20 protein-coding genes are annotated in these 25,955 nt (G+C 67.0%); 10 read left to right on the top strand and 10 right to left on the bottom strand.

Annotated features, from left to right (window positions below; all coding sequences use genetic code 11):
• Positions 1–153: 153 nt before the first annotated feature.
• The 5 genes from AC1RVY_RS16755 to AC1RVY_RS16735 all read left to right on the top strand — a co-directional run bounded on the left by AC1RVY_RS16755 (position 154) and on the right by AC1RVY_RS16735 (position 4,936).
• Entirely contained in the window at positions 154–924 is a 771-nt protein-coding gene (locus tag AC1RVY_RS16755; RefSeq protein ID WP_218295502.1) for an ABC transporter ATP-binding protein, read from the top strand.
• Between the two features lies 1 nt (position 925).
• Positions 926–1,651: an ABC transporter ATP-binding protein gene (locus AC1RVY_RS16750; protein ID WP_218340166.1), complete on the top strand. Its 726-nt coding sequence runs from the start codon at positions 926–928 to the stop codon at positions 1,649–1,651.
• A gap of 56 nt (positions 1,652–1,707) precedes the next feature.
• Positions 1,708–2,904 carry an ABC transporter substrate-binding protein gene (locus AC1RVY_RS16745; protein WP_218340167.1) on the top strand — a complete coding sequence of 399 codons (1,197 nt, stop codon included), beginning with the start codon at positions 1,708–1,710 and terminating at the stop codon, positions 2,902–2,904.
• 133 nt (positions 2,905–3,037) lie between these two features.
• A complete protein-coding gene (locus tag AC1RVY_RS16740; RefSeq protein ID WP_218295499.1) occupies positions 3,038–3,922 on the top strand; it encodes a branched-chain amino acid ABC transporter permease in 885 nt (294 codons plus the stop codon).
• Positions 3,923–3,934: 12 nt separating this feature from the next.
• Entirely contained in the window at positions 3,935–4,936 is a 1,002-nt protein-coding gene (locus tag AC1RVY_RS16735; RefSeq protein ID WP_492807276.1) for a branched-chain amino acid ABC transporter permease, read from the top strand.
• Positions 4,937–4,986: 50 nt separating this feature from the next.
• Here AC1RVY_RS16735 and AC1RVY_RS16730 read toward each other — a convergent pair whose 3' ends face one another.
• The 6 genes from AC1RVY_RS16730 to AC1RVY_RS16705 form a co-directional block, all read right to left on the bottom strand.
• Complete coding sequence (locus tag AC1RVY_RS16730; protein ID WP_492807275.1) at positions 4,987–6,159, bottom strand: lipocalin-like domain-containing protein; 1,173 nt, start codon at positions 6,157–6,159, stop codon at positions 4,987–4,989.
• A 20-nt stretch (positions 6,160–6,179) separates the two neighbouring features.
• Positions 6,180–7,244 (bottom strand): PLP-dependent cysteine synthase family protein, encoded by a 1,065-nt coding sequence (locus tag AC1RVY_RS16725; RefSeq protein ID WP_369642952.1) that lies wholly within the window; start codon positions 7,242–7,244, stop codon positions 6,180–6,182.
• Between the two features lie 43 nt (positions 7,245–7,287).
• Positions 7,288–8,358 (bottom strand): tetratricopeptide repeat-containing glycosyltransferase, encoded by a 1,071-nt coding sequence (locus tag AC1RVY_RS16720; RefSeq protein ID WP_492807273.1) that lies wholly within the window; start codon positions 8,356–8,358, stop codon positions 7,288–7,290.
• Positions 8,359–9,789: 1,431 nt separating this feature from the next.
• Positions 9,790–10,860 carry a hypothetical protein gene (locus AC1RVY_RS16715; RefSeq protein WP_492807272.1) on the bottom strand — a complete coding sequence of 357 codons (1,071 nt, stop codon included), beginning with the start codon at positions 10,858–10,860 and terminating at the stop codon, positions 9,790–9,792.
• A gap of 26 nt (positions 10,861–10,886) precedes the next feature.
• The gene (locus AC1RVY_RS16710; protein WP_492807270.1) at positions 10,887–11,582 is read right to left on the bottom strand and encodes an IPTL-CTERM sorting domain-containing protein; all 696 of its coding nucleotides are present in this window, start codon (positions 11,580–11,582) and stop codon (positions 10,887–10,889) included.
• Positions 11,583–11,751: 169 nt separating this feature from the next.
• Complete coding sequence (locus AC1RVY_RS16705) at positions 11,752–14,418, bottom strand: ABC transporter permease (RefSeq protein ID WP_492807269.1); 2,667 nt, start codon at positions 14,416–14,418, stop codon at positions 11,752–11,754.
• A 142-nt stretch (positions 14,419–14,560) separates the two neighbouring features.
• Here AC1RVY_RS16705 and AC1RVY_RS16700 point away from each other — a divergent pair, with 142 nt between their 5' ends.
• Complete coding sequence (locus AC1RVY_RS16700; protein WP_492807267.1) at positions 14,561–16,243, top strand: serine hydrolase; 1,683 nt, start codon at positions 14,561–14,563, stop codon at positions 16,241–16,243.
• 98 nt (positions 16,244–16,341) lie between these two features.
• Here the strand turns inward: AC1RVY_RS16700 and AC1RVY_RS16695 are convergent, their stop codons facing one another.
• Positions 16,342–17,532, bottom strand: a complete 1,191-nt coding sequence (locus AC1RVY_RS16695) for a helix-turn-helix transcriptional regulator (protein WP_369642947.1) — start codon at positions 17,530–17,532, stop codon at positions 16,342–16,344.
• A 118-nt stretch (positions 17,533–17,650) separates the two neighbouring features.
• Here AC1RVY_RS16695 and AC1RVY_RS16690 point away from each other — a divergent pair, with 118 nt between their 5' ends.
• The 4 genes from AC1RVY_RS16690 to AC1RVY_RS16675 all read left to right on the top strand — a co-directional run bounded on the left by AC1RVY_RS16690 (position 17,651) and on the right by AC1RVY_RS16675 (position 22,816).
• A complete protein-coding gene (locus tag AC1RVY_RS16690) occupies positions 17,651–18,271 on the top strand; it encodes a hypothetical protein (protein ID WP_369642946.1) in 621 nt (206 codons plus the stop codon).
• 263 nt (positions 18,272–18,534) lie between these two features.
• On the top strand, positions 18,535–19,056 hold the full coding sequence (locus AC1RVY_RS16685; protein ID WP_369642945.1) for a hypothetical protein: 522 nt from the start codon (positions 18,535–18,537) through the stop codon (positions 19,054–19,056).
• A gap of 29 nt (positions 19,057–19,085) precedes the next feature.
• On the top strand, positions 19,086–19,454 hold the full coding sequence (locus tag AC1RVY_RS16680; protein WP_369642944.1) for a hypothetical protein: 369 nt from the start codon (positions 19,086–19,088) through the stop codon (positions 19,452–19,454).
• 1,385 nt (positions 19,455–20,839) lie between these two features.
• Positions 20,840–22,816: an IPTL-CTERM sorting domain-containing protein gene (locus tag AC1RVY_RS16675; RefSeq protein WP_492807266.1), complete on the top strand. Its 1,977-nt coding sequence runs from the start codon at positions 20,840–20,842 to the stop codon at positions 22,814–22,816.
• 108 nt (positions 22,817–22,924) lie between these two features.
• Here AC1RVY_RS16675 and AC1RVY_RS16670 read toward each other — a convergent pair whose 3' ends face one another.
• From AC1RVY_RS16670 to AC1RVY_RS16660, 3 genes are read right to left on the bottom strand one after another with little or no spacing between them, the layout of a single operon-like run.
• Positions 22,925–23,587, bottom strand: a complete 663-nt coding sequence (locus AC1RVY_RS16670; protein WP_369642942.1) for an ABC transporter ATP-binding protein — start codon at positions 23,585–23,587, stop codon at positions 22,925–22,927.
• On the bottom strand, positions 23,584–24,591 hold the full coding sequence (gene miaA / locus AC1RVY_RS16665; RefSeq protein ID WP_492807505.1) for a tRNA (adenosine(37)-N6)-dimethylallyltransferase MiaA: 1,008 nt from the start codon (positions 24,589–24,591) through the stop codon (positions 23,584–23,586). The genes AC1RVY_RS16670 and miaA overlap by 4 nt, the downstream gene beginning before the upstream one ends.
• A gap of 2 nt (positions 24,592–24,593) precedes the next feature.
• The gene (locus AC1RVY_RS16660; protein ID WP_218295491.1) at positions 24,594–25,826 is read right to left on the bottom strand and encodes a multidrug effflux MFS transporter; all 1,233 of its coding nucleotides are present in this window, start codon (positions 25,824–25,826) and stop codon (positions 24,594–24,596) included.
• Positions 25,827–25,955: the final 129 nt, after the last annotated feature.

Raw genomic sequence — 25,955 nt, 5'->3', positions numbered from 1 at the left:
GCGCCAGAAGGCATAGGCGTTTATACATAGGCATTAGTCCCAGTATCTACCGCAGGGTAGGGGGGCATACGATGCACTGCGACAAAAACGCACGCATGAAGTCCTTGCCGCAAGGCTTCTTCCCCCAGCACCCAACGGAGCGACCCAGGCGCAATGAGCGACGTCATTCTTGAAACCCACAGCCTGACCAAAGAGTTCAAGGGCTTCACCGCCGTCAGCGATGTGAACCTGGCCGTGCGCCGGGGTTCCATCCATGCGCTGATCGGTCCCAATGGCGCAGGCAAGACCACATGCTTCAACCTGCTGACAAAATTCCTCACGCCCACGTCGGGCACCATCCGTTTCAACGGGCACGACATCACCCGTGAGCAACCCGCGCAGATCGCCCGGCGCGGCGTCATCCGCTCGTTCCAGATCTCGGCCGTGTTCCCGCACCTCACGCTGATGGAGAACGTGCGCCTGGGCCTGCAGCGCAAGCTGGGTACCTCATTTCACTTCTGGCGCAGCGAGCGCACCCTGCACCAGCTGGACGACCGGGCCATGCAGCTGCTGACCGAGGTGGGCCTGGAGGATCTTGCCGACGAGGTCACAGTGAACCTGCCGTACGGCCGCAAGCGCGCGCTGGAGATCGCCACCACGCTGGCCATGGAGCCCGAACTCATGCTGCTGGACGAACCCACGCAGGGCATGGGCCACGAGGACGTGGACCGCGTCACCCAGCTCATCAAGAAAGTCTCGGCCGGCCGCACCATCCTGATGGTGGAACACAACATGAAGGTGGTCTCCACCATCGCCGACCGCATCACGGTGCTGCAGCGCGGCGCCGTGCTGGCCGAAGGCCCGTACGCCGAGGTGTCCAACAACCCGCAAGTGATGGAAGCCTACATGGGCACCACCGATGGCCAACTGCAGGGAGCACATTGAGATGGCGACCACCGCATCCAAGACCCCTGCCCTTGAAATCAGCAACCTCGAGGCCTGGTACGGCGAGTCGCACGTGCTGCATGGCGTGGACATCGTCGTGCAACCCGGCGAGGTGGTCACGCTGCTGGGGCGCAACGGCGCGGGCCGCACCACCACCATGCGCGCGATCATGGGGCTGACCGGCGCGCGCAAGGGCTCGGTCAAGATCAACGGCGTCGAGACGATCCACATGCCCACGCACCGCATCGCCCACCTGGGCGTGGGCTACTGCCCGGAAGAGCGCGGCATCTTCTCCAGCCTGTCGTGCGAGGAAAACCTGCTGCTGCCGCCGGCGCTGAAGACCGGCACGCCCGGCATGTCGGTGCAGGAGATCTACGCCATGTTTCCCAACCTGGCCGAACGCAGGAACAGCCAGGGCACGCGCCTGTCGGGCGGCGAGCAGCAGATGCTGGCCGTGGCCCGCATCCTGCGCACGGGGGCCAACCTGCTGCTGCTGGACGAGATTTCCGAAGGCCTGGCGCCTGTCATCGTGCAGGCGCTGGCCCGCATGATCACCATGCTGCGCGAAAAGGGCTACACGGTGGTCATGGTGGAGCAGAACTTCCGCTTCGCCGCGCCGCTGGCCGACCGCTTCTACGTCATGGAGCACGGCCGCATCGTCGAGAAGTTCGGTGCGTCCGAGCTTGAGGCAAAGATGCCCGTGCTCACCGAACTGCTGGGCGTCTGAGCTGTCCAGGTGACCTCTTTCCCGTTTTCTTCCACCACACCCACAGGAGACAATCCATGAAGAACAAACTCAAAGTGCTGGCATTGATGCTGGGCGCAGCGGGCCTGGCCACCTCGGCCGCGCACGCGCAGGACAAGGTCAAGATCGGCTTCATCACCGACATGTCCAGCCTGTACGCCGACGTGGAGGGCAAGAACGGGGCCGTGGCCATCCAGATGGCCATCGACGACTTCGGCGGCAAGGTGCTGGGCATGCCCATCGAGCTGCTCACCGCGGACCACCAGAACAAGGCCGACATCGCGGCGTCCAAGGCGCGCGAGTGGATCGACACCCAGGGCCTGACCATGCTGTTTGGCGGCACCAATTCCGGCACGGCCCTCGCGTCCGCCAAGGTGGCCGCCGAGAAGAAGCGCGTGTACATCAACAACGGCGCCGCATCCTCCGCACTGACCAACGAGCAATGCAGCCCCTACACGGTGCACTACGCCTACGACACCGTGGCGCTGGCCAAGGGCACGGGTTCGGCCATCGTGGACACCGGGGGCAAGTCGTGGTACTTCCTCACCGCCGACTATGCATTCGGCCATGCGCTGGAGGCCGACACCAGCACGGTGGTCAAGGCCAAGGGCGGCACCGTGGTGGGCACCGTGCGCCATCCGCTCAACGCGTCGGACTTCTCGTCGTTCCTGCTGCAGGCGCAGAACTCCAAGGCGCAGATCCTGGGCTTGGCCAATGCCGGTGGCGACACCATCAACGCCATCAAGGCCGCCAAGGAATTCGGCATCGGCAAGAGCATGAAGCTCGCGGGCCTGCTGATCTTCATCAGCGACGTGCACAGCCTGGGGCTGCGCAACACCGAAGGCCTGCAGTTCACCACCAGCTGGTACTGGGACCTGAACGACGACACGCGCAAGTTCGCCGCACGCTTCTTTGAAAAGACCAAGCGCATGCCCGGCGAGATCCAGGCCGCCGACTACTCCGCCACCATGAACTACCTCAAGGCCGTGGAAGCAGCCAAGAGCATCGATGCCGACAAGGTCATGACGACCTGGCGCGGCATGAAGATGAACGACTTCTTCGCGTCTGGCCAGCTGCGTCCCGATGGCCGCTACGTGCATGACATGTACCTCATGGAAGTGAAGAAACCCGCCGAATCCACCAAGCCATGGGACTACTACAAGCTCATCAAGAAGCTGCCGGGCGACACGGTGTTCACCACCAAGGCAGAGAGCAAGTGCGCGCTCTGGAAGTAAACCGCTGAGAAAGAAAGAAGGCCCCGGGTGCGCGTGCGCGCGCCCAGGGCCGGTCCGGTGGCCCTCAGGGGCCTGCCCGACACCCTCTTTCCTCCCGACCTGAACCGTTCACCCCCACCTGCAGCTGCCTCCCATGGAAATCTTTGGTGTCTCATTGCCGGGCCTGTTGAGCCAGCTCCTCCTGGGGCTGGTCAACGGCTCGTTCTATGCCATTCTCAGCCTGGGGCTGGCCGTGATCTTCGGCCTGCTCAACGTCATCAACTTCGCCCACGGGGCGCTGTTCATGACGGGAGCCCTGATGACCTGGATGGCGATGAATTACTTCGGCATCAACTACTGGTGGATGCTGGTGCTGGCACCGCTGGCGGTGGGGTTGTTCGGGGTGCTGATCGAGCGCCTGCTGCTGCGCTGGATCTACAAGCTCGATCACCTGTACGGCCTGCTGCTCACGCTGGGCCTCACGCTGCTGATCGAGGGGGTGTTCCGCTCGATCTATGGCGTCTCCGGACTGGGGTATGACACGCCCGAGCTGCTGGAGGGCGCGACCAACCTGGGTTTCATGATCATGCCCAACTACCGCGCCTGGGTGGTGGTGGCCTCGGTGGTCGTGTGCCTGGCCACCTGGTACGTGATCGAGAAGACCAAGCTCGGCGCGTACCTGCGCGCCGGCACCGAGAACCCGCGCCTGGTGGAGGCCTTCGGCATCAACGTGCCGGTGATGGTGACGCTGACCTATGCCTTCGGTGCCGCGCTGGCCGCGTTTGCCGGCGTGCTGGCGGCGCCGGTCTACCAGGTCACGCCGCTCATGGGGCAGAACCTCATCATCGTGGTCTTCGCCGTGGTGGTGATTGGCGGCATGGGCTCCATCATGGGCTCCATCCTCACCGGGCTGGGCCTGGGTGTCATCGAGGGCTTCACCAAGGTGTTCTACCCCGAAGCGTCTTCCACCGTGGTGTTCGTCATCATGGTCATCGTTCTCCTCATCCGCCCCGCCGGCCTGTTCGGCAAAGAAAAATAAGGGGCCGTCCGCATGAATACCAAGAACCTTGCCTCCATCGGCTACGGCCTGCTGCTGCTGGCCCTGATCGCCGCGCCCTTCCTTGGCGCCTATCCCGTCTTCGTGATGAAGCTGATGTGCTTCGCGCTGTTCGCTTCCGCGTTCAACCTGCTGCTGGGCTACACCGGCCTGCTGTCATTCGGCCATGCCGCCTTCCTCGGGGGCGCCGCCTACGTGGCCGGCCACGCCATCAAGGTCTGGGGCCTCACGCCCGAGATCGGTCTGCTGCTGGGCACGGCCGGTGGTGCGCTGCTGGGCCTGCTGTTCGGCTGGCTGGCCATCCGCCGCCAGGGCATCTACTTCTCGATGATCACGCTGGCACTGGCGCAGATGTTGTTCTTCGCCTGCCTGCAGGCGCCGTTCACCGGGGGCGAGGACGGGCTGCAGGGCGTGCCGCGCGGCAAGCTGTTTGGCATCATCAGCCTGCAGAGCGACCTGGTCATGTACTACGTGGCGTTGGTGATCGTGGTGCTGGCGTTCCTCGTCATCGTGCGCACCATCCATTCGCCGTTCGGCCAGGTGCTCAAGGGCATCAAGGAGAACGAGCCTCGCGCCATCTCGCTGGGCTACGACACGCACCGCTTCAAGCTGCTGGCCTTCGTGCTGTCGGCGGCGCTGGCAGGCCTTGCCGGTTCGCTCAAGACGCTGGTGCTGGGTTTCGCCACGCTGTCCGACGTGCACTGGACGGCTTCGGGCCAGGTCATCCTGATGACGCTCGTGGGGGGGCTGGGCACCCTGTCGGGCCCGCTGATCGGCTCGGCCGTGGTGGTGTTGCTGGAGAACAAGATCGGCGAATTCGGCAACCTGCTCGCTGCGCTGACCAGCGTGGAGTGGTTCAAGACCCTGGGCGAATCCGTCACCATGGTCACAGGGCTGATCTTCGTCGTCTGCGTGCTAGCCTTCCGCCGCGGCATCATGGGCGAGATCATCGCGTGGCTGGCGCAGCGCCGCGCGGGCAACTCCGCCAAGCACTGAGGCGATACGGCCGCCTCTGGCGGCCCTCCCATCCCCAGCCGCTGCCGCCGTCACAGGCGCAGCGGTTTTGCATATCCGGTCATCTCCAGGTAGCCCCGGCCCACGGGCAGGCCTGCGTGGTCCACCAGCTCGGACAAGCCTTCCCAGTAGATCGCGCCCGTCGATCCGCTGCTGTCCAGCTCCTGGTTGTCCAGCACGGTGCGCACTTCAAATACGCCAGCGGGTGTTTGCACCCGCCATTGCACCGGATAGCGCGCGCCGCTGCGCGGGCTGCTCCACCACCGCTGCGGCGTGAACACCACGGACCGCGCGTCGAATGCCTGCACGGGCTGCCCTGGCGCGCGCAGCGATCCCCCCGCCCACAGCGCCGAGCCATCGGCACGCCGCAGGCGGAACGCGGTGAGCGCGCTGCCATCGTGCAGGTTCATCCCGATCCAGTCCCAGCCCTGGGCTTCGGGGTGCAGCAGGGCCTCGCTCCATTCGTGGTCCATCCAGGCGCGGCCGGTGCCGGGTGTGACATCCAGGCGGCGGCCCCCCACCGTCAGGTGGCCGCTGACCGCCAGCTGCGGCTGGCTGTAGTAGTAGCTGGCCTGCGCCGCGCCAGGCCCCTTGCGCGACAGGCCTTGCTGGCCCTGCAGCAGCACGGGCTGGGTGCTGTCGAACTGCAGCTCCAGGCCGAATTCACTGCCTGCGATCCGCGCCGTGTAGCGGCTGAGCGCCAGGTGGGGCTTGCCGTGCGCCATGTCGCTGCGCTCCAGCGTCCAGTCCTGCAGCCGGATGCGGGTATTGGCCTCGCTGGCCTGCGCCACGCCAAAACCCGTGCGTGCGATGCGCTGGTCGTGCACCAGACGCTGGCCCTGCACGTCCGTGACGGCGGCATGCGCGAACAGCAGCTGCTTGGCGGCAAACGCGGACTGCAGTGGCTGCGTGGCGTCCACCCGTGACCGAAAGAACGTGAGCTGAAATCCCCAGGGCTGGCCCCGCGCCTGCACATGCCCCGTGATGTACCACCACTCGGTGCGCAGCTCCGGGTGGCTGCCATGGTCACGCGGAAAGGCCAGCGTGCGTGCCGGCAGGGCGGATGCCGGACCGGGCAGCCAGCCCGCCGCCCCTCCCGCCAGCGCCATGCCCAGCGGCAGCTGCCTGGCCAGCCACTGGCGGCGCGTGGCAGCGGGGCCGGTGAATGGCCCGGCAGGGCCCGGGGACAGGGCGGTGGAGGGCATGGTGCAGTGCGTGGCTGGCATCAGCCGATCAGGCCATCTACCTTCTGCTGCGCTGCCGAGCAATCGCCGAACGTGCGGTCCACCCATTCGGTGTCGAAATAAGTGGGTAAATACCGCTCGCCCGCATCACACAGCAGCGACAGGATGGAGCCGCGCTCGCCCCGCTCGCGCATCTCGCTGGCCAGCGTGAGCATGGCCACAAAGTTGGTGCCGGTGGACGGCCCCACGCGCCGCCCCAGTAGCTGCGACAGTGCGCGCATGGCGGCAATGGATTCGCAGTCCGTCACATCGACCATGCGGTCCACCAGCGTGCGGATGAAGCTCGGCTCCACCCGTGGGCGCCCAATGCCTTCAATGCGGGATCCTGGCGCCGTCAGCTGCGCATCGCCCGTGCGGTGGTAGGCACTGAACACCGAACCCGCCGGGTCGGCCACGCACACCTGCGTGGCATGGCGCTGGTAGCGTACATAGCGGCCAATGGTGGCGCTGGTGCCGCCCGTGCCCGCGCCCACCACAATCCAGCGCGGTACCGAGTGCGGCTCGCGCGCCATCTGCGTGAACATGCTCTCGGCAATGTTGTTGTTGCCGCGCCAGTCTGTCGCGCGCTCGGCATAGGTGAACTGGTCCATGTAGTGGCCGCCCGTCTCCTCGGCAATCGCATGGGCCGCCTCATACACCGCTCCCGCGCTGTCCACAAAATGGCAACGCCCGCCATGGAACTCGATCTGCGCGACCTTCTCGGGCGAGGTGCTGCGCGGCATCACCGCCACAAACGGCAGCCCCAGCAGCCGCGCAAAGTAGGCTTCGCTCACCGCAGTGGAGCCGCTGGACGACTCGACGATGGTCGAGCCTTCACGCACCCAGCCGTTGCACAGTGCATACAAGAAAAGCGACCGCGCCAGCCGGTGCTTCAGGCTGCCCGTGGGGTGGGTGGATTCGTCCTTGAGGTACAGGTCAATGCCATGCGCGGCAAACGCGGGCAGCCGCAGCGGGATCAGGTGCGTGTCGGCGCTGCGCTGGTAGTCGGCTTCGATGCGGGCGATGGCTTCGTGGAGCCAGCGGGAAGGAGGGGAGAGAGTCTGCATGCGAGCATTGTCGCAGCGCCTCCAGCCTGGGCCGCAGAGATGGTCACAGACCGTAGAAAACCTGATTTGCTTCGATGCGTTGGGCTTGGTCCGCCGGGTATCGGCGCTCGGCCAGCAGCCGCTGCAGCGCAGCACGACCCAGGTCTCGGTGGGGGGTGTAGAAGGCGCTGACGGCCAGCTCATCCAGTGCACGCCATGTGTACACCTGTGTATCCACAAAAAGAATGTCCGCAGGTTGCGGAATCTGTGATGCCTGCAGGGCAAACACGGTGGCCAGTGCATGTTCGGCCCGTTCGCGGTGATAGCGGGCCAGTTCGCAAAGGGGCTCAGCCCTCTGCGGGCGGGCCGCGTAGGCAGCCAGATAAGCATCGCGCACGGTGGCGGGTGGGGCCTGGTTGCGCTCATGCAGCACGGCGATCTGGAACAGGGCATACCAGCGCTCTTCGTCCCATCCCCCCATGTCGACCCGGCGCTGGTACCACAGCAGGCTGGGCTCGATCTTCCCGGCATCGCGGCAGCTCTGGGCAAGGTAGAACACATTGCGCGTGTTCGTGGGGTCGTCCCGCACGGCCTGTTCCAGCAGCGCCATGTCACGCAGATAGGTCTCGGGGTCGCGCGCGCGGGCGCCATCGTGAGACACATGGATGACCGGTCCCTGCAGCGTCTGCCAGGGGCCGTGCTGCGCGGCGGTCAGGTACTCGTGCAGCACACCCTCCCAGCGCCAGCCGATGCGGGTGGCCACCAGGCTGTTGCGCTGGTATTCCCAGCCGTCCATGTGGCAGGTCAGGGTGTATCCATCGGCCGTGAGTTCGGGCCAGGTGAACTGCGGCGGCACACGCAGCTGCTCATCGGCATCGATGAACAGCAGATAGGCCCCATGGGGGCGCGCCAGTTCGAGCGCCTCGTTGCGGTTGTGCGCGAAGTTCTTCCAGGGCCGTTCGTGCAGCGTGCCAGGCACGTCCTGCATGAACGCGCGGATGAGGTCCTGCGTGCCGTCGGTGGAGCCCGTGTCCACAATGACCCAGTGGTCCACCCAGGGCTTGACCGAGCCGAGGCACCGGGCGATGACCGGGGCCTCGTTCTTAACAATCATGTTGAGGACGACGCGAGGCATATGTCTTTAGCGAGGGCTTTGGAACCTGGGTGTGTATCCCCCGTACTGCGAGCAGCCCCTGGTGTCCAGCCTGCGCGCAGTTCGGGAGAGGCGCAGGCTGTCGTCCGCCAGGGTTCTGTGTCGCAATCCTACTTGGAGGCGAATGATCAGGAAGTGCGATATGGCATCTTTTTTGGGCTTGGCACAGGCCGATGCAAACCTCCTGAATCACTCGCAGCGCATGGCGTCGATTGCGACTCCTTCAATCGCGTTTCTATCGGATGTAAATCCGCCAACGCTGGCCCTGCTCATATGCCACGCAGGATCGTTAGTAGGCAGAGGGCCGCAGCTGCACTGGTGCAAGCGGCCCGCCGGTGTGTTGCTCATGGAGGAACTCAGTCCCGTGGATGCTCCATTCTTGTACAGCGTAAGCGTGGCTGAGGCCAGCGCATCCTACTGGCAGATTGCATAGGCTTGCGCTGACAGTGCACCCCAAATTGAGTATTCACACGTCCATTTGTCGGCCGCAGAGGGGTAGCCACCTCCAAAATAGCTGCCGCTGGCCCCTGCGGTAGCGCGGCAGCCCCCGCTAACCACTGTTTTTCCTGCTGAGCAAGTTGCGGTCACCGCGACTTGGTCACCTCCTGCTGGATCGCCCACGCCGCCGAAGGACCAATTGTCGCTGTTGGAGACAGTGGTCAGTGTCACTGTTCCTGCCCCGGTGGCGCCAGTGGCCCCAATGGGGCCTGTGGGACCTACAGGGCCTTGAATCCCCTGGACGCCTTGTGGTCCGGGCACGGCGCTGTCGGCCCCTGTTGGACCGATGGGGCCCATGGCTCCCATGGCTCCTGTGGCTCCAGCAGGTCCTGTCGAGCCGGTCGCACCAGTAGCTCCTGCCCCGGTAGCGCCAGTTGCACCCGTGGCGCCCGTGGGTCCCGCCGCTCCCGTCACACCGGTCGCACCGGCAGCACCCGTGACCCCCGTGGGCCCTGTCACTCCGATCGCTCCGGTGGGGCCCGTGGGGCCGGTGGCGCCAGTCGCCCCGGTGCCGATGCCCCCTGCGCAGGGCCCCAGGCGGCCGGTGGGCCCGTCAAAGCAGGTGAGATTGTTGTTGGGCGTCGCGCCGAGCAGGCCAGGGGCCCGCACTTCGCCGCCGTCCTGCACGCGAAAGTGCTCCTGGGTGCCGATGGAGTTCTTGATCACGAACCCGCCGCCGCTGGGCACGGTGGCGGAGATGTCGGCGGCCAGGGCCGTGGGGCTGTGCAGGGCGTAGGCTGTGCCCAGGGCGACAAGAAGTGGCTGGTATCTGAGCTTCATGGCAGGCGGGAGTAAGAGGTGGAGATTCGTGAGGCGCCATGGACCTTTGGAGGCCGACACCCTACCGTGTGCTGGGGGACTTCACTGATGGAACGCTTCTATGAACCGCCTGTCTTGTCTGCGTGCTCGTGGCACTCAGGGCGTGAACGAAAGTGGTGCTGCTATGCTGGCCGGCAGCCCCACGGCGGCGGGCGCGACCAAGGTCAGCGGGAACATGTGCTGGGTAGAGACCGACGAATTGCAAGCCCCCGACACGTTGTCCTCGATGGAGGCCACGGTGATACCCAGCGTGGCCTGCGAAACGGGAGTGGCCAGGCCATTGGCGTCAGGGTTGGCCAGGGTGTAGAGCTGCCCTGTCGTGCGGTAGACCACGGTTTTCGCAAAACGCTGGTTGCCCGAAGTGCCCCCACTGCCACCATACGGCGTGCCCGTGCAGTCGCTAGAAGTGAAGTAGATGGAAGATTCGTTCTGAATCGTCCCATTGAAGCGCAGCTTGACGTAGTGTTTTGTGGAGGTCAGGAAGGCCACATAGGACTGGCTGCTCACCGACACGTCGATGACGGTGCCAAGGTTGGCGCCGTTGCTGTCTTGAACCACTACGCCACCGCTCGATGCGCCGGCAGCTCCCGTGGCGCCGGTCGCACCCGTGGGGCCTGTGGCGCCTTGAATCCCTGGAGTCCCCTGGATGCCCTGTGGCCCGGGCACCACGCTGTTTGCTCCGGTGGGGCCGACCGGGCCTTGGATCCCCTGGATGCCCTGGGGGCCAGGCACGGCGCTGTCCGCTCCGGTGGCTCCGGTGGGGCCAGCGGCACCCGTGGGGCCGGTGGTGCCCGTCGGCCCTGTTGCGCCCGTGGCGCCAGTGGCTCCTGCCCCGGTGGCGCCGGTTGCACCGGCAGGTCCCGTGGGCCCGGTGGCACCAGTCGCCCCGGTACCGATGCCCCCTGCACAGGGCCCCAGGCGGCCGGTGGGCCCGTCAAAGCAGGTGAGATTGTTGTTGGGCGTCGCGCCGAGCAGGCCAGGGGCCCGCACTTCGCCGCTGTCCTGCACGCGGAAGCGTTCCTGGGTGCCCGTGGAGTTCTTGATCACGAACCCGCCGCCGCTGGGCACGGTGGCGGAGATGTCGGCGGCCAGGGCCGTGGGGCTGTGCGCGGCGTAGACGGCGCCCAGGGCAACGATCAGAGGCAGGGAGTGGAAGCGGTATTTCATTGTGTGGTGTTCCTGGCCTCAATCAATCAAATGCGCTGCGCTGCGCGGCTGCGGCGGTGCTGCCAGAAGGCCGCCATGCCCATCAACAGTGCCAGCAGCATCAGGCCATACTCGCTCAGCGTGGGGATGCTGGTGGCAACCGCTGCGCCACCGATCTGCACGTTGCCTGCCACGGAGGCGAAGCTCTGGTTCACCGTGGCGCCGGGGGCCAGGTTGATGACTGCCGTGCCGCCGCCCGAGGAGACCAGCTGGATGTTCTGCCCCGGGGCGCCCTGCAGCGTCAGGGTGCCGAGCACGGTGATGTTGGTGCCTGCGGGGATGACAAAGGTGCGGCCTGTGGCGCTGGACAGGGTCAGGTTCTGGAAGACCATGGTGCCTGACAGCTGGCTGGTGTTGCCGGTGCAGCCGTCCGTGAGGGCCACCGTGCCATTCCCGGCGTTGAAGGTGCCGGTGCTGCTCAGGTCACCGCCCACCGCGAGCACGCCGGAGCCTCCGTTGAAGGTGCCGGTGCCTGCCACATTGAGGTTGCTGGTGGTCGAGAACTGGCCCGCGATGATGTTCAGCGAGCCCTCCACCTCCACGGAGAGGCACCCCAAGTCCATGGAGCCACCCGGCACGTCGAACGAACCTCCGGAAGGAATGATGAGTTGTGCCCAGGCGGGTGCGGCCAGGCCACAGCAAAGCATGGCCATGGCGGCCAGTTGGCGGACTATCGATTTCATGGATCTCCCTCTGCGTCTGCACCCTTGAACCAAGAGCTCGGCGCATCTGATGTTGGCGGGACTGGCTGCGATCCGGCACTGGACCGGGGCTGGCGAATCCCGAGGCGCTTGTTTGATGGTGGATGATCATCAATATTTGCAATGATTGCAAACAATATTTAACAGTCGGCTACCAGTCTTCCTTTACCGCCAGAACGGCATCCCTTCCCGCCGCGGCGCGTCCAGCGAGCCACGCCGTGAGGGTGCCGGATGCGGCCACGGCCATGCACAGGGCGCCCAGCCGTCCCACCGGAACCGCCAGGTCCATGGTCCAGTGAAAGCTCTGCGGGTTGACCACGTGCACCAGGACCACCGACACGGCCAGGCCCAGCAGCAGGCCCGCCATCGCGCCCACACCCGTCCAGGCGGCGCCTTCGCCGGCCACCACGGCCAGGATCTGGCGGCGCGTGAGGCCCAGGTGCGCGAGCAGGCCGAACTCCTTGCGGCGCGCCAGGATCTGGGCACTGAAGCTGGCGGCCACGCCAAAGAGTCCGATGCCGATCGCCACCGCCTGCAGCCAGTAGGTGACCGCGAAGCTGCGGTCGAAGATGCGCAGCGAGCGCGCGCGGATCGTGCCGGAGGAGACGAACTCCAGCAGCGCCGCCGGCTGCAAGTCAGCCAGGGGCGCGGCGTCCGCCGCACCCGCCCTCCGGGGTTCGCCGGCATGCGCCGCGGCCACGGCCTGGATGGATTCCTGCAAGGCCTGCAGATCGGCCCCTTCACGGGGCCACAGGGCCAGATCGCTGGTGCGGGCATCACCGGTCAGGCGCAGCCAGACCGCACGGTCCATCACCACTGCGCCCGATTGCCGGGCATAGTCGCGCCAGACGCCTGCTATATAAAAGATAGCTTCCTGCGCTTTATCACCAAGGGCGGGAGGGCTGAAAGCCCTGGAGAGGGCTGGCCATTCCATGCCCGGGCGCATGCCATACAGGTCCACCACCGCCTCGCTCACGTACACCCCGGTGTACCCCGCGGGCACGGGCAGCGCATCGCCCACCAGGGGCAGCTGGCGCGCGGGATCATTGCCCAGCGGGCGGCTGATGACCGTGAGCGCGGGACGGGCGGCATCGAGCTGCAGCGGACTGGCCCGCAGGGGTTGAACGCGCTCCAGCCCGGGCAGCTGGGCGACCGCCTCCGCAAAGCCGGCGGGCAGCAGCGCGGCGTCGCTGCCCGGGGCGTTGATGGCCGGGCGCACATACAGGGGCGAGGGCAGCACCGCGTCCAGCCACTGCGTGACCGAGCCGCGAAAGCTCGACACCATCACCGTCAGCGCGACCGCCAGGCTCAGGCTGGCCACCACGCCCCCCACGGCGATGGCCGCCGTGCCGCGCATGCGCCGCGCGCGCTCCACCGCCAGCAATGGCAGGGCATGGCGTGCGGCCAGCGGCTGCAGGCGGCGCAGCAGCCAGGCCATGCCCCAGGGCAGCAGGGCAATGCCGCCGACGAGCAGCAGGCCGATGGCCGCATAGGCCGCCAGCGGTATGCCAAAAACAGGTGGCGCCATAGCCAGCAGCGCACCCGTTGCGGTCAAGATGAGTCCCATCGCGCCATTGGCGGATTGCCGGGATGCCGTGCCCAGGCCCTTGAGCGTCTGCGCGGGCGGCAGCGCCTGCGCGGCACGCGCGGGCCACCAGCCACCCACCAGCGCGGCCACCACGCCCAGGGCGCCATAGGCCAGGGCCGCCGAGGCGCTCCATTGCAGCGCGGGCTGCACGCCCGCGAAGTAGCCGCCGCCCAGGTCGCCGCCCAGCAGCCGCAGCGCGGCGGCGGCCAGGGCCGAGCCCAGTGCGATGCCGGCGGCGCTGCCCACCAGCCCCAGCGTGGCAGACTCGGCCAGGACCAGCCACAGGCGCTGGCGCGGCGTTGCGCCCAGCACGGCCAGCAGCGCGAACTGCGGCGCGCGCTGCGCCACGCTGAGCGCCAGCACCGAGAACACCAGGAACGCCCCCGTGAACAGCGCCACCAGCGCCAGCACGGTGAGGTTCACCCGGTAGGCGCGCGAGAGGTTGCCGATGCGCTGGGCCGCGTCGCCTGGCTGGGCGAACACCACATCGGCGGGCCAGCCCGGCAGGGCGCGCACGGCCTGCTCCCAGGCGCTGCGGTCCGTGCCGGGCTGCAGCTGGATGTCGATGCGGCTCAACTGCCCCGTGCGGCCAAACAGGTCCTGCGCGGCGCCGATGTCCATCACCGCCAAGGGGGCGCCGCCGGCCGCCACCGTACCGGCCACGTGCACCGTCCACTGCCGCAGGCCGGCCTGCAGCAACAGCCGCGGCGCAGGGCCGGTGGGGATTGCTGGCAGCCCCAGCGCCTGGAGCGCGGCGGCGTTGAGGAACACCGTGGCGGGGGCGAAGACCGCGAGGCGATCGGCGCCCGGCCACGGCCGGGGCATCAGCGCGGGCGCCATCGTGGGCACCAGCAGCGCATCGGCGCCCAGCACCCGCAGCGGCGTGCCGGGCGGCGGGGGCGCTGGCGGCGCTTCGGCATCCTGCCGCACGGCGGCCCGTGCCACCGCCGCCAGCTCCAGCAGCGGACTGGCCCGCGCCACCTGAGGATGGGTGGCGAGCTGTCCGTACAACGCCTCGGGCAGGCTGCCCTGCATGGCGCGCAGCTCCAGGTCGGGCTGGCCGTTGACCGCCCGCACCGCCTGCGAGAACTCGTCCAGCGCGGACGCATTGATCACATGCACCGCAAAGGCCAGCGCCACGCCCAGCATCACCGCGGTCACGGCCGCGGCGCTGCGCCAGGGATGGTGGCGCAGATCCTGCCAGGAGAAGGTGCGAAGCAGTGCGAGCATGGCGGGATTGTGCGGCCTGGCCTTGCGCGAACGCATTGAAAAGGATCCGGGAACACCGCGCCCTTAAGCTGGCCCACAGCCAGCGCATGCGACCATGCCGCCATGGCACCCGCCCCGTGGTGCCGTTCAGGGAGGCGATGGAATGGCATGCTGTGATGGAACCCTTCTCCCGGCGCCCCGCCTGGCGCGGCACATCCTCGCCTCGGGAGTGTTGTGGATGGCGCTGGCGGGACATGCCGCCCCGCCGCCAGGCTTCGACTGGTCGGGACCCGCGGACACCATGGCCGCTGCCGCGCTGGGCCCGTTGCGCGGCGCCGCCGAAGTGGGGGTGTGGCACGGTGGCCAGGCCCGTTTCGGCACGGCCCGCAACCGTGTGGCAGAGGCACCTGCCCAGGCGCTGTTCGAGGTGGGCTCGATCAGCAAGGTGTTCACCGGCCTGCTGCTGGCGCAGGCCGTGGAGCGCGGCGACATGGCGCTGGACGACACGCTGGGCGGGCTGCTCAATGGCACGCCCGCACTGGCGCCGGCCTTGCCCGTCCCGGTGGCCGCCATCACCCTGCGCCAGCTGGTCACGCACACCTCCTGCCTGCCACGCCTGCCGGCGGACTTCCGCCGCGATTCGGACGCCGCCAACCCCTATCTGCGCTACGACCGCCCCCGCCTGTGGCAGACCTTGGCCGATGCACGCCTGGCGCAGTCGCCGCCGTGCGCGGGCGTGTACAGCAACCTTGGCTTTGCGGTGCTGGGCGAGGTGCTGGCGCAGCGCTATGGCCAGCCCTGGGCCACGCTCGTGCACGAGCGCATCACCGGCCCGCTGGGCATGCAGGACACGGTGCAGTCGCTGGGCGGCAAGGCGCCGCGCCTGGCTGCGCCACATGAAGGCGAGACGCCGGTGTCGGTGTGGGAGTTCGATGCCTTTGCCGGTGCGGGGGCCCTGCGCTCCACGGCGGCCGACATGCTGGTGTTCAGCCGCGCGCTGCTGGCCGGCGCGCGGGGGCCCCTGGGCCCGGCGGCCGAGCGCCTGTTCACGCCGCTGGCGGACCACGACGGCGGCCAGATCGGCTACGCCATCATGCTGCGCGAGCGCGACGGGCTGCGCACCTGGCTGCATGGCGGCGGCACGGGGGGCTTTCGCAGCGTATGGCTGCTGGCACCCGACCGGGGCGAGGCGGTGATCGCCCTGGTGGCCAACGCACGGGCCGCGCAGCAGGATGTGATGACGCCGCTGCTGGCGCTGCGCTACCCCGTGCCGCCCGGCCAGCCCGCCACCGACGCGGTCGCGTTGGCGCCGTACGAAGGGGTCTACCGCGCGTCGCCTGCGGTGGCCCTGAGCCTGGCCCTGGTGGATGGCCAGCTGCAGCTGCGGCCCACTGGCGGTGTGTTCGAGCCGCTGCAGGTGCTGGGGCCCGACGCCTTCACGCAGCCCGCATCGGGCCGGCAGCTGCGCTTCGAGCGCGACAAGGAAGGGCGGCCCGCGGTGCTGCGCTACACGCGTTTTGGCGCGCGCTTGACGGCCCTGCGCGCGGAGGAACCGCTGGTTGGCCTTGCGCCGCCACAGTCGGACGAGGTGCTGGCCCCGTACCTGGGTCGCTACCGCCTGCGCGGCGGCAATGTGCTGGATGTGCAGGCCACGGGTGGCCGCCTGCAGGTGCGCCTGGGCTCCCAACCGCGCTACACGGTGTACCCGCTTCCCGGCCAGCAGGACCGGTTTGCGTACGACGCGGTGCGGGCGGAACTGGAGTTCGAGCGTTATTCCAGCGGCGAGGTGCGTGCCGTGGTGCTGCACCAGAACGGGCGCTTCCGCGCGCCCCGCCTCGAACCGTGATGCGGGTGTTGCGGGTCAGCCGCTCGCGCTGATGCCGTCGCTGCGCAGCCGCAGCGCGTCGGTGAGACCCACCGCGCTGCCGAGGGAACTCGTTTTCGTCAAATCAGATCGCCCTGGCCCGCGTCCCAGCGCAGCATGGCAGGGCCTGTGAGGATTGTGCGCACGAAGTCCGCCTGACGTCCCGTACCTACTTTGGTGGCGGCAGTCTTGAACTGGCTGCGGGCGGTGTGGATGGAGATGCCACGTAGGTCTGCATACTCCTTTAGCGATAGGCCATTGGTCAGAGCTTGTGCAAGCTGCGCCTCGGCTGCGCTGAGACTATAGAAGGTGCGTAGTACATCCACTGGCGCCTTTGCCGGACTAGCAGGATCACTGATAAATGCTGCGCCGGCTGCCTGCTCGCCAAACGGCGACGACCAGCGCGGTAGCGGTGCCACCATCACCTGCAATTGCGCACCAAGGTTGCCCCGCAGTCGCAACGCACGACCGGCATCTAGCGCCGTGCCGCGTCCTGTTGCAACTGCCAGGCGCAGGGCGCGCTGCAGCAGCGCGTCGTCGCTGGCGGCGCTTGCGCTTAACGTGCCTTGGGCATCGAACCGTAGTAGGCCCGTGGCACGTGCCAGGGCATGCGCCTGGCTGTTGGCATGCAGCACACGGGCCTGCCCGTCAATCAATACCGCGCCCATTGGCAGATTCTCTAGCACCGCTACCGATGCGTGAGCCAGCGCCTCGGCACGATGCAAGCGCCGATGCAGGGCGAATGCTGTCTGCAGATGGGGTACCAGCATGCGCAGGCGGGTTTCCTCAGCCTCGGTATAGGGGCCGCAACGCTTGCTACGCACCGCCGTCACGTTGAAAGAGCGTTGCGCACGTTTTTCTACCACTGCTGCCAGCGTATAGAACAGGTCCTGTGGCCGCAGCCAGTCGGTATGCCATTCGGTGCGTGGCAGACGTGCGTCAGGATAGAACTTGGAGCCGTTGACCAACTGCCCCTCATGGTGCAAGCGCTCGTCTTCCGTCCAGACGTTGGTACGGCAGTAGTGGGTAGAAAAGCTCTGCATGAAGTCTTCCCCGATCCCATGGTGGGCCGCCAGCGACGCAGATGCGCCCGTTACTTCCACCGATCGATCGGAGAAATCCTGCCCAAAGATCATCGTTGCCTGCGAAGAGAACTCTGCCGCGAACCGAATCAGAAACTCCTGCCAACGGCTGGCATCAAGCGCAGCGTCATAGACACAGCGGATCAGCCCTGGCATGCCGATGTCGTCGCAGCTATAGGTGGTGAGCATGCGCTGTTTTGTGGTGTGTTTTTCGCCAAGTGTGCCGGTTCATCCATCTGGGGGATGTCGGGAAATGTACGTATGGATACAAACAGCAACGTTATCTACGTAAATCATGGAGCGCTGTATGCTTGTACCCAATACCCCACGCTTTCTTCTTATGTCAGAGACCAGCCGCGTATGCCGGTTGGCCGTGATGGTTGGCCTGATGGCCTCGCTGGCCGCCTGCGGCGGGGGCGATAGTTCCAGCAGCGTTGGATCTGGTGGCGGCAGCAGCACAGGTAGCGGAGGGGGGGCGAATGGCGGCTGCAACTATCCGGACAAAATCACTGCGGCCGAGCGCCAGCAGTCCAACGCCTGTGGCATCCAGGTGTCAGGCGCCTACGGTGCGGCAGACGCCCGCCTGCAGCAAATCATCCAAGCTTGCCAATTGGGCCAGAAAGCGGCGGCGGATGCGGACTATGCGGGGCCATACGCCAAGCTCGTGCAATTTGCGCGCGACAATGCCAAGGCACTGAACTGCGGCGGTGACAACGGCCCCACTCTGCCCAACCCCTCCACGCAGACGTACTACAACTTCTGCGCCAAAACCACTTCCAGTATGAAATACGGCAGTTGCTTTGGGCCGGTTTACAAGGACGCAGGTGGATGCGGCTCGGGCGAGTACGCTTCCTATACGTACATGAGCCAATTCAGCAGCGCTAGCGCTTGCATCACGGCCCGCGACAAGTGGCTTAACGCGCGCTGAGCAGCATGCCGTCCTTGTCGCGAAGTCTGCAACGGCTGCCCGCCGTTGCGTTGGCGCTCACACTGGCTATCCCCGTGGCAGCTTACCTTGCTTTGGGGACTGACCCTGGAGTTGAAGCCCTGGGTGGCTCTGCCCGGCAACAGGCGGCGAAGGCTGAGTGGCCTCCAACTTCATTGGTGCCACTCGTAGCGGTCTCCGCCCCTGAGCAGGGTACCTTTGTGCGTAGCGCGGCCATCGGCAATCGCGCGGCAGGGGGATCGCACTTGCTGGATGAGTTGCTGGACCACTCCCGTCTGCAAGCTCACTGGCTGGAATCCCACGGCTTCACGCGCGGCAGCGCGGCGCTGCAGCGTCTGCACGGCCTGCTGGACGGCCGGGCGACCTTATGGGCGGGTGCCGCCACGCCCGTCGCTTTCGGCCCGCAAGGCGGCACATCCACATTGCCTGCGGGCGAGGTGCCCGTGCTGTCGCACCACGAGCGCTACGTCGAAGCCGCCGTGCCGCCGAACCTTCTGGGCGGCGACTCTGTGATCCTGCGCTGGCGCAATGCCAGCAACAATGAAGTGATCGACCTATCGACCCAGGCCCTTCCCTCCGGCGCGAACGAGGCCGTGCCCGTGTGGATGCACTCCTCGGTGGACTGGCCGCCTGGCCGCTATCGCGTGGAGGTCATTGCGCCCAATCCCGACCTGTCACTGCTGGCCGCGGGCGAGTTCGAGATCGCCGCACCAGGTGCAGCGATCACGCCCTTTGCCTTCCATGGGCAAGCGAATAGGGCGCCGTAGACGATTTAAGCCAAAAAGAGGTATTCACCATGAAAACAATCATTGCAGTTGTTTTACTGTTCGTCGGCATAAGTGCACATGCCAAGAACCCAGGAGAAAGCGCGATGCACTGCATTGAAGCGAAATCAGGTAATGGGGAGGTGATCTTCGTGAACAACTGCGGCGAAAAGGTGTTTGTGATTTATTGCGGTGACTTGAAATACGCCAAAAAGAGATGCGGCGATGGATCCAATGGCGGTTACTACACCCATTCCCAGAATATCGCCGCAGGTGCGGAGGGGAAAATCCATATCCAAGGCCGTTACAGATATTTTTCGTGCAAAGGATCCATCGGTTTTGGCAACGGCGGAACCTACCGCGAAACGGGAACAGACAGTGTCGAATGTCTGGAGCGCTGAGGTTGTGCCGAGTTCCATGGCCTCTGCTGGCATGGTCAGGGGCGGGCATCCCATATTCGCGAGGTTCGGGGTTTGCAGCGATTGTTTGCGATTTGTGAGCGTTTCTTCGCAACCCACTACTCCCGGAGGAAACTGGCAGCCCACCCGGGCGGCTCGTTCGCGCCACAGGTGTGCTACCACGACGTGCACGCTCAGCTCCTTTCCTGCATTTACAGGGTAACGGGCGAGCGGAAGTTGGTGGAAGACAGCGAAAGGCGTGCGGGATTTTCGATGGCCTGCTCAAGGCGGCCAGTGGATATTTCAAGCCATTGTGCTGCACTGGCCCCACGTTCAATCCTTGGCAGGTGATGGTTCCCGGTCCCTGGGGAGTGTTTTTTACATTCTTCATTTTTTTGTAAATTAATATCAAAATGAGAGCTTCTATTGATTTTTCTGTGAGCGCGGGGCACCAAACACGTATTAAATCTCCAGAAGTCTCGAGGCTGGCGCGCTGGATACGGATGCCACTGTTATCCAGCCTGCTGGCGCTAATGGCGTGGCCTGCGGGGGCGGCGATGGGGTGGGTGCCAGCCAGTACCGGAATCACGAACCAGGCCATCATTGCGTTGGCGGTCGATCCGGCGACGCCAACGAAGATCTATGCGGGAACGGGAGACGGGATTTTTAAAACCGTTGATGGCGGAGCGAATTGGACATCCGCTAGCGTAGGCCTTCCTGTAGGGAGCTGGGTGAACAACGTCGCGGCCCTGGCCGTGGATCCCTTCAACGCGGCCATTGTCTATGCCGGTACTGCCAGCGCAAACAGCACGGGCGCTTACAAAAGTACGAATAGCGGAGCGAGTTGGACTCAGATCAACAATGGGTACCCAGGCACCCGTGTGCTCTCTATCGCGATGGACCCTGTCACTCCCAACGCCCTCTACATGGGTACGGATTTGGGGATATTCAAAAGCGTTGATGGTGGGGCAGCATGGTGGAGCGTCTATGGCGTCAGCAATGCGTGGACCGTTGTTGTGGACCCTGTGACTCCGGCGACGGTTTATGCCGCGGCGTATGAAGGGGGCCTTTTCAAAAGCACCAATAGCGGCGCGAGCTGGACAGCCATCGGTAGCGGCATGGGCAGCGCTTCGCTGTACGTGTACAGCTTGACCATCGACCCAAATAGTCCTGCCACAATTTACGCTGGTACGCAGACCGGCGGCGTATTCAAAAGCGTGAATGGAGGGGCAACTTGGGTTGCGATGAACACTGGAATCAGCTCTACCCATGTGCTAGAAACTCTTGTGAGCCCTCTTGAGCCTGCAACGCTTTTTGCCGGAACGGCTTATCAAGGCTTCAATAAGAGCGTGGATGGAGGGGCCAACTGGGTGACCTTCAACGGTGGCTTGAATAATTCCAACGAGCGTTCGATCAACGCCATGGTGCTGGCCAGCACACCCCAGCGTACAACGATCTATGTTGGAACGAGTGGCGGAGTCTTTCGAAGTGCAACGGAACCCGATGCTCCTGCGGGGCCGGTTGCCACACATGGCGATAGCCAGGCCACCGTCACCTGGGCGGCCCCTGCGGACAACGGCAGTGCCATCACCGGCTACACCGTCACGGCGGTGCAAGACAACAGCAGGCAATGCACACCCAGCCCTGCCACGGACACGAGTTGCACCGTCACCGGCTTGACCAATGGCACAGCCTATACCTTCACGGTAACGGCGACCAATGCCATGGGCACGGGCAGCGCATCGGTCGCTTCTGCGCCTGTGACGCCTGTGGGCGTGCCCGCAGCCCCCGCAGGGGTTACAGCGACCCCCGGCGCGCCTGGCAGCGGCCAAGTCACGCTGAACTGGCTGCTGTCCGCTCCCAACGGCAGTGCCATCACCGAGTATGTCGCCACCATCAACGGAGGCCCTGTGCAGACATCGTGCGGCACGGCCATACCTTGCACTTTGTCGGGTCTGGCTAATGCCACGCAGTACAGCTTTACCGTTCATGCCATCAACGGCGTGGGGCCGGGTGCGGCGTCGGTTGCCAGCACCGCCGTGTGGCTGCAGGGCACGCAGGCCATCAACTTCCCCGCACAGGCAGGCCAGACCTACGTGCCGGGCGGCAACTTCGCCATCAACCCGCTGGCCAACGCCACGTCGGGTCTGGCCGTGGTTTATGTTGGGAGCCAAACTCCAAGCGTGTGCACGGTGTCGGGCACTGTCGTCACCATGGTTGGCGCAGGCACTTGCACGATCATGGCCAATCAGGCTGGCAATTCAGCCTGGACCGCCGCGCCGCTGGCCACGCAAAACGTCGCCATCGGCCCAGGCGCGAATGCCATCGTCTTCCCCGCACAGGCGAATCAGGTTTTTGTCCCGGGCGGCAGCTTCGCCATCAGCCCGGCGGCCACCGGCCGTTCCAGCGCGGCGGTGGTCTACACCAGCCTGGCGCCGGGCGTGTGCTCGGTGGTGGGCAGCTCGGTGACGATGGTGGGCGCGGGCATGTGCACCCTGGCCGCCAACCAGGCGGGCGATGCGAACTGGGGCGCGGCGCCCCAGGGTACGCAGGGCGTGCAGATCGCCGCCACGGTTCCCGGCGCCCCGGCATCCGCCACGGCCACGCCGGGCAACGGCCAGGCTGTGGTGGACTGGACGGCCCCCGCCGCCACGGGCGGAGGCATCACGCAGCACAGCGTGACGGCCCCGGGCACCGCGGGTTGCACGGCCGCGTGGCCCGCCACCAGCTGCACCGTGCCGGGCCTGACCAACGGGGCGACCTACACCTTCAGCGTGAGTGCCGAGAACGGCGCGGGGGCCGGCGCCCCGGCGGTTGCGCCGCCGGTCACGCCGCTGGCGGACAGCAAGGCGTTCTCCGCGCCGTCGCTCACGGGCAGCGGCACGGTGGGCGTAGCGGTATCGGGCGGCGGCGCCACCTGCGCCTTCGAGCGCGTGCAGGTGCTGCAGGCCAGCAGCGCCAGCACCGCGCCGCCCGCCAACGTGCAGTTTCCGTACGGGTTGCTGGACTTCGTGCTCGCGGGCTGCAACCAGTCGAACGTGGCCGTCACCATCACCTACCCCGGCCCGTTGCCGCAAGGCGCGCAGTACTGGAAGCTCTCGGGCGGCGCCTGGGCGCCCTATGGCGGTGCCACGGCGGCAGTGGGCTCCACCACGGCCACGCTGGTGCTGGCGGATGGTGGCCAGGGCGACGACGACGGTCAGTCCAACGGCCGTATCGTGGACCCCGGACAGGTGGGGGTGGTGGCCGCCCTGCCGCCGGACCCGTCTGGCGTGGCGGCCATCCCCACGCTGTCGGAATGGGGGCTGGTGTTGCTGGCGGCGCTGGTCGGGGGGCTGGGGGTTCGGCGGCGGCTGTGGGAGTAGCCGGTCGGTGCCACGCCGTCCCCGCGCCGGCGCTGTTGGGGGCAGCGACTTAAATAGGTATCAAACGAACTGGCATCCAGCCATTGCTGGGCAAGCGCAAGCAGCTCGTCAATTGATAGCGTTTTCGGCCATGCCGTGCGCCGTCAGCCGCAGCACCCGGTCGGCGCGGGCCGCAGCGGCGTCCGAATGCGTGACCAGTACCAGCGACGCCCCATGCCCGCGCGTCTGCGCGAGCAGCAGGTCCATCACGCGGGCGGCGGTGGTGGGGTCGAGGTTGCCGGTGGGTTCGTCGGCCAGCAGCAGGGCGGGGCGATGGACCAGCGCGCGGGCGATGGCCACGCGCTGCAGCTGCCCGCCGCTCAGTTGTTGCGGCAGGCGCGCGCCCAGTGCGCCCATGTCGACGGCGTCCAGCATCTGCTGAACACGCGCCGGGTCGTTGCGGCCCAGCAGCATCAGCGGCAGGGCCACGTTCTGCGCCACGTCCAGGTGCGGCAGCACGTGGAAGGCCTGGAAGACAAAGCCCACGTGGGCGCGGCGCCACAGGGCGCGCCCCGTGTCGTCGAGCTCGCCCAGGTCGGTGGTGCCGTGGGTGATGCGGCCGGTGTCCCAGCTATCCAGCCCGGCCAGGCAGTTGAGCAGGGTGGACTTGCCCACGCCCGAGTCGCCCACGATGGCCACGAATTCGCCGGGCGCCACGGTGAACTGCACTTGGGCGAAGACCGGCGTGTCGCCGTAGCGCTTGCCCAGCTGTTCGGCGCGCAGCAGCGTCATGGCGCGGCCTGCTCGCGCTGCGCGAGCCGCCGCAGCACGGCCTGCACGAGCCGGGCCGTGGCGTCGGGCTGGTCGCACGCAATGGTGTGGCGCCCCGGCATGCCGCGCAGCCAGGTGATCTGGCGCTTGGCGAGCTGGCGCGTGGCGGCAATGCCGCGCTCGCGCAGGTGGGCCAGGTTCAGGGGCGTGCCGGGTGCGCGGGTGGCCTGGAAGTCCAGCTCTTCCCACGCCTGGCGGTAGCCCACGCAGCGCATGGAGGGCAGGTCCGGATGCAGGTCGCCGCGTGCGCGCAAGGTCCGCACTTCGTCGAGGAAACCTCCAGCGAGCATGGCGTCAAAGCGCTGGGCAATGCGGGCGTGGAGCCAGGCGCGGTCCTCCGGTTCCAAGGAAAAGAGGGCTGTAGCGCTTGCTGGATCTGCGCCTGAAGCTCTCTTTTTTGTAGTGTGAAAGCTCGACAGGGGCTGGCCGGAGACATGCCACACCTCCAGCGCGCGCTGGATGCGCTGGCTGTCGGCAGGCGCCAGGCGGGCGGCGGTCACGGGGTCGACCGCCGCCAGTTCCGCATGCAGCGCGGGCCAGCCCAGTTCGGTGGCCCGCGCTTCGATCCGCGCGCGCACGGCGGGGTCGGCGGCGGGCATGTCGTCGATGCCGTCGAACAGCGCCTTGAAGTACAGCATGGTGCCGCCCACCAGCAGGGGCAGCGCGCCGCGCGCGCGGATCTCGCCGATGAGCCGCGCCGCGTCCTGCACGAACTCGGCCGCGCTGTAGGCCTGCAGCGGGTCGCGGATGTCGATGAGGTGGTGCGGCGCGGCGGCGCGTTCCTCGGGGGCGGGCTTGGCGGTGCCGATGTCCATGCCCCGGTAGACGAGGGCGGAGTCGACGCTGATGATCTCCACCGGCACGCCCTGGCTGCCCAGCACGGCGGCCAGCGCGAGCGCGCCCGCCGTCTTGCCGGAAGCCGTGGGACCTGCCAGGGCGATGGCGGGCAGCAGGGGCTCGGGCAGGGTCACGCGCGGGCTCCGAACTTCTGCACCAGCGTCCACGAGATGAGCGCCAGCGCGGCCGACCAGAACCAGATGCCGTTGACGAGGGGCCACACGGTGCCGTCCAGGCGCGCGCCCAGCCAGCCGCCGATGGCAAAGGCGGCCAGCATCATCATGAAACCATTGAGCGCCGACGCCACGCCCGCCGCCTGCGGAAACGGGCCGACAGCGCCGCTTTGCCCGCAGGGCTGGTGGATGCCGTGGCCCAGCATGAAGAGATAGAAGGGCAAGGTCAGCGCCCAGGGCTGGTGCCAGCCCAGGTGCGCCACCAGCGCCATCAGCGTGCCGCCGCTGATGCTCAGTGCCCCCGCGATGGCCACCGTGCGCTGCAGGCCGAAGCGGGCCAGCAGGCTGCGGCACAGGAAGGTGCCGCCAAAGTAGGCCAGGCAGGCAGACGCCATGGTCCAGCCGTACTGCGTGCGGGTGAGGCCCAGCACGTCGATATAGACGAACGAAGAGGCTGCCAGGAAGGTGAACAGGCCGCCGTAGGTGGCCGTGGTCTGCAGCGAGAACGCCCAGAAGGTGGGGTGGCGCAGCACCTGCATCCAGGTGCCCAGCAGCACACGGGGCTGCAGTGCCTGCGGGTTGCGCCGCGCCAGGGTCTCGGGCATGCGCAGCGCCACCAGGGCCAGCGTGACGACGGCATACACCGTGAGCGCCAGCAGCGCCGCGCGCCAGCCCAGCCATTCGCTGAGCAGCCCGCCCATGGGCGCGCAGATGCAGGCCACGATGCCCAGCCCCGTGAGCGCCTTGGACATGGCGCGCGCGCCGTCGAGCGGCGTGTACAGGTCGCGCACGATGGCCCGCGCGCACATCACCACCGCGCCCATCGCGGCGCCCTGGGCGATGCGCCACACAATGAGCAGCGCCATGGTGGGTGCAAATGCGCTGCCCAGCGATGCCAGGGTGTAGATGCCGAGCCCCGCCAGCAGGATGGGCCTGCGTCCGAAGCGGTCCGACAGCGGCCCCCATACCATCTGCGAGCAGCCAAACGCCAGCAGCAGGCCGCTGAGCGTGAGCTGCGCGGCCGCCATGGGTGCGCCCAGGCTGCGCGTGAGGGCGGGCAGGGCGGGCAGGTACAGGTCGGTGGTGACGGGCTGGATGGAGAGCAGCAGCGCGAGCACCAGGATGGCCAGGCCGGGCTGGATGGAGGCGGAAGCAGCCGTGGGCACGGCGGTGGCGGAGGGGGCAGACATATCTGTCTGAGGGTACCAGATGGGGCATGGGCGCCTTGCCGGGCGGGGCTTGTGAGAGATGGTGAGAGTTGGTGTGTGACGCGCGTCGCGCGGGTGACAGGGCGCGAGGCCGGTGGCGCAGCACCATGG

Source organism: Acidovorax sp. GW821-FHT11A03 (assembly GCF_058809075.1).
Note: the sequence above shows the minus strand (reverse complement) of the source record. Positions and strands in the feature narration are given on the sequence as shown.

Excerpts from the sequence above, each read along its gene's own strand:
- AC1RVY_RS16705 (WP_492807269.1), bottom strand. The coding sequence starts at position 14,418 with ATGCTCGCACTGCTTCGCACCTTCTCCTGGCAGGATCTGCGCCACCAT.
- AC1RVY_RS16745 (WP_218340167.1), top strand. The coding sequence starts at position 1,708 with ATGAAGAACAAACTCAAAGTGCTGGCATTGATGCTGGGCGCAGCGGGC.
- AC1RVY_RS16700 (WP_492807267.1), top strand. The coding sequence starts at position 14,561 with ATGGCATGCTGTGATGGAACCCTTCTCCCGGCGCCCCGCCTGGCGCGG.
- AC1RVY_RS16710 (WP_492807270.1), bottom strand. The coding sequence starts at position 11,582 with ATGAAATCGATAGTCCGCCAACTGGCCGCCATGGCCATGCTTTGCTGT.
- AC1RVY_RS16670 (WP_369642942.1), bottom strand. The coding sequence starts at position 23,587 with ATGACGCTGCTGCGCGCCGAACAGCTGGGCAAGCGCTACGGCGACACG.
- AC1RVY_RS16730 (WP_492807275.1), bottom strand. The coding sequence starts at position 6,159 with ATGCCCTCCACCGCCCTGTCCCCGGGCCCTGCCGGGCCATTCACCGGC.
- AC1RVY_RS16755 (WP_218295502.1), top strand. The coding sequence starts at position 154 with ATGAGCGACGTCATTCTTGAAACCCACAGCCTGACCAAAGAGTTCAAG.
- AC1RVY_RS16715 (WP_492807272.1), bottom strand. The coding sequence starts at position 10,860 with ATGAAATACCGCTTCCACTCCCTGCCTCTGATCGTTGCCCTGGGCGCC.
- AC1RVY_RS16680 (WP_369642944.1), top strand. The coding sequence starts at position 19,086 with ATGAAAACAATCATTGCAGTTGTTTTACTGTTCGTCGGCATAAGTGCA.
- AC1RVY_RS16690 (WP_369642946.1), top strand. The coding sequence starts at position 17,651 with ATGCTTGTACCCAATACCCCACGCTTTCTTCTTATGTCAGAGACCAGC.
- AC1RVY_RS16725 (WP_369642952.1), bottom strand. The coding sequence starts at position 7,244 with ATGCAGACTCTCTCCCCTCCTTCCCGCTGGCTCCACGAAGCCATCGCC.
- AC1RVY_RS16750 (WP_218340166.1), top strand. The coding sequence starts at position 926 with ATGGCGACCACCGCATCCAAGACCCCTGCCCTTGAAATCAGCAACCTC.
- AC1RVY_RS16740 (WP_218295499.1), top strand. The coding sequence starts at position 3,038 with ATGGAAATCTTTGGTGTCTCATTGCCGGGCCTGTTGAGCCAGCTCCTC.
- AC1RVY_RS16695 (WP_369642947.1), bottom strand. The coding sequence starts at position 17,532 with ATGCTCACCACCTATAGCTGCGACGACATCGGCATGCCAGGGCTGATC.
- AC1RVY_RS16660 (WP_218295491.1), bottom strand. The coding sequence starts at position 25,826 with ATGTCTGCCCCCTCCGCCACCGCCGTGCCCACGGCTGCTTCCGCCTCC.
- AC1RVY_RS16720 (WP_492807273.1), bottom strand. The coding sequence starts at position 8,358 with ATGCCTCGCGTCGTCCTCAACATGATTGTTAAGAACGAGGCCCCGGTC.
- AC1RVY_RS16735 (WP_492807276.1), top strand. The coding sequence starts at position 3,935 with ATGAATACCAAGAACCTTGCCTCCATCGGCTACGGCCTGCTGCTGCTG.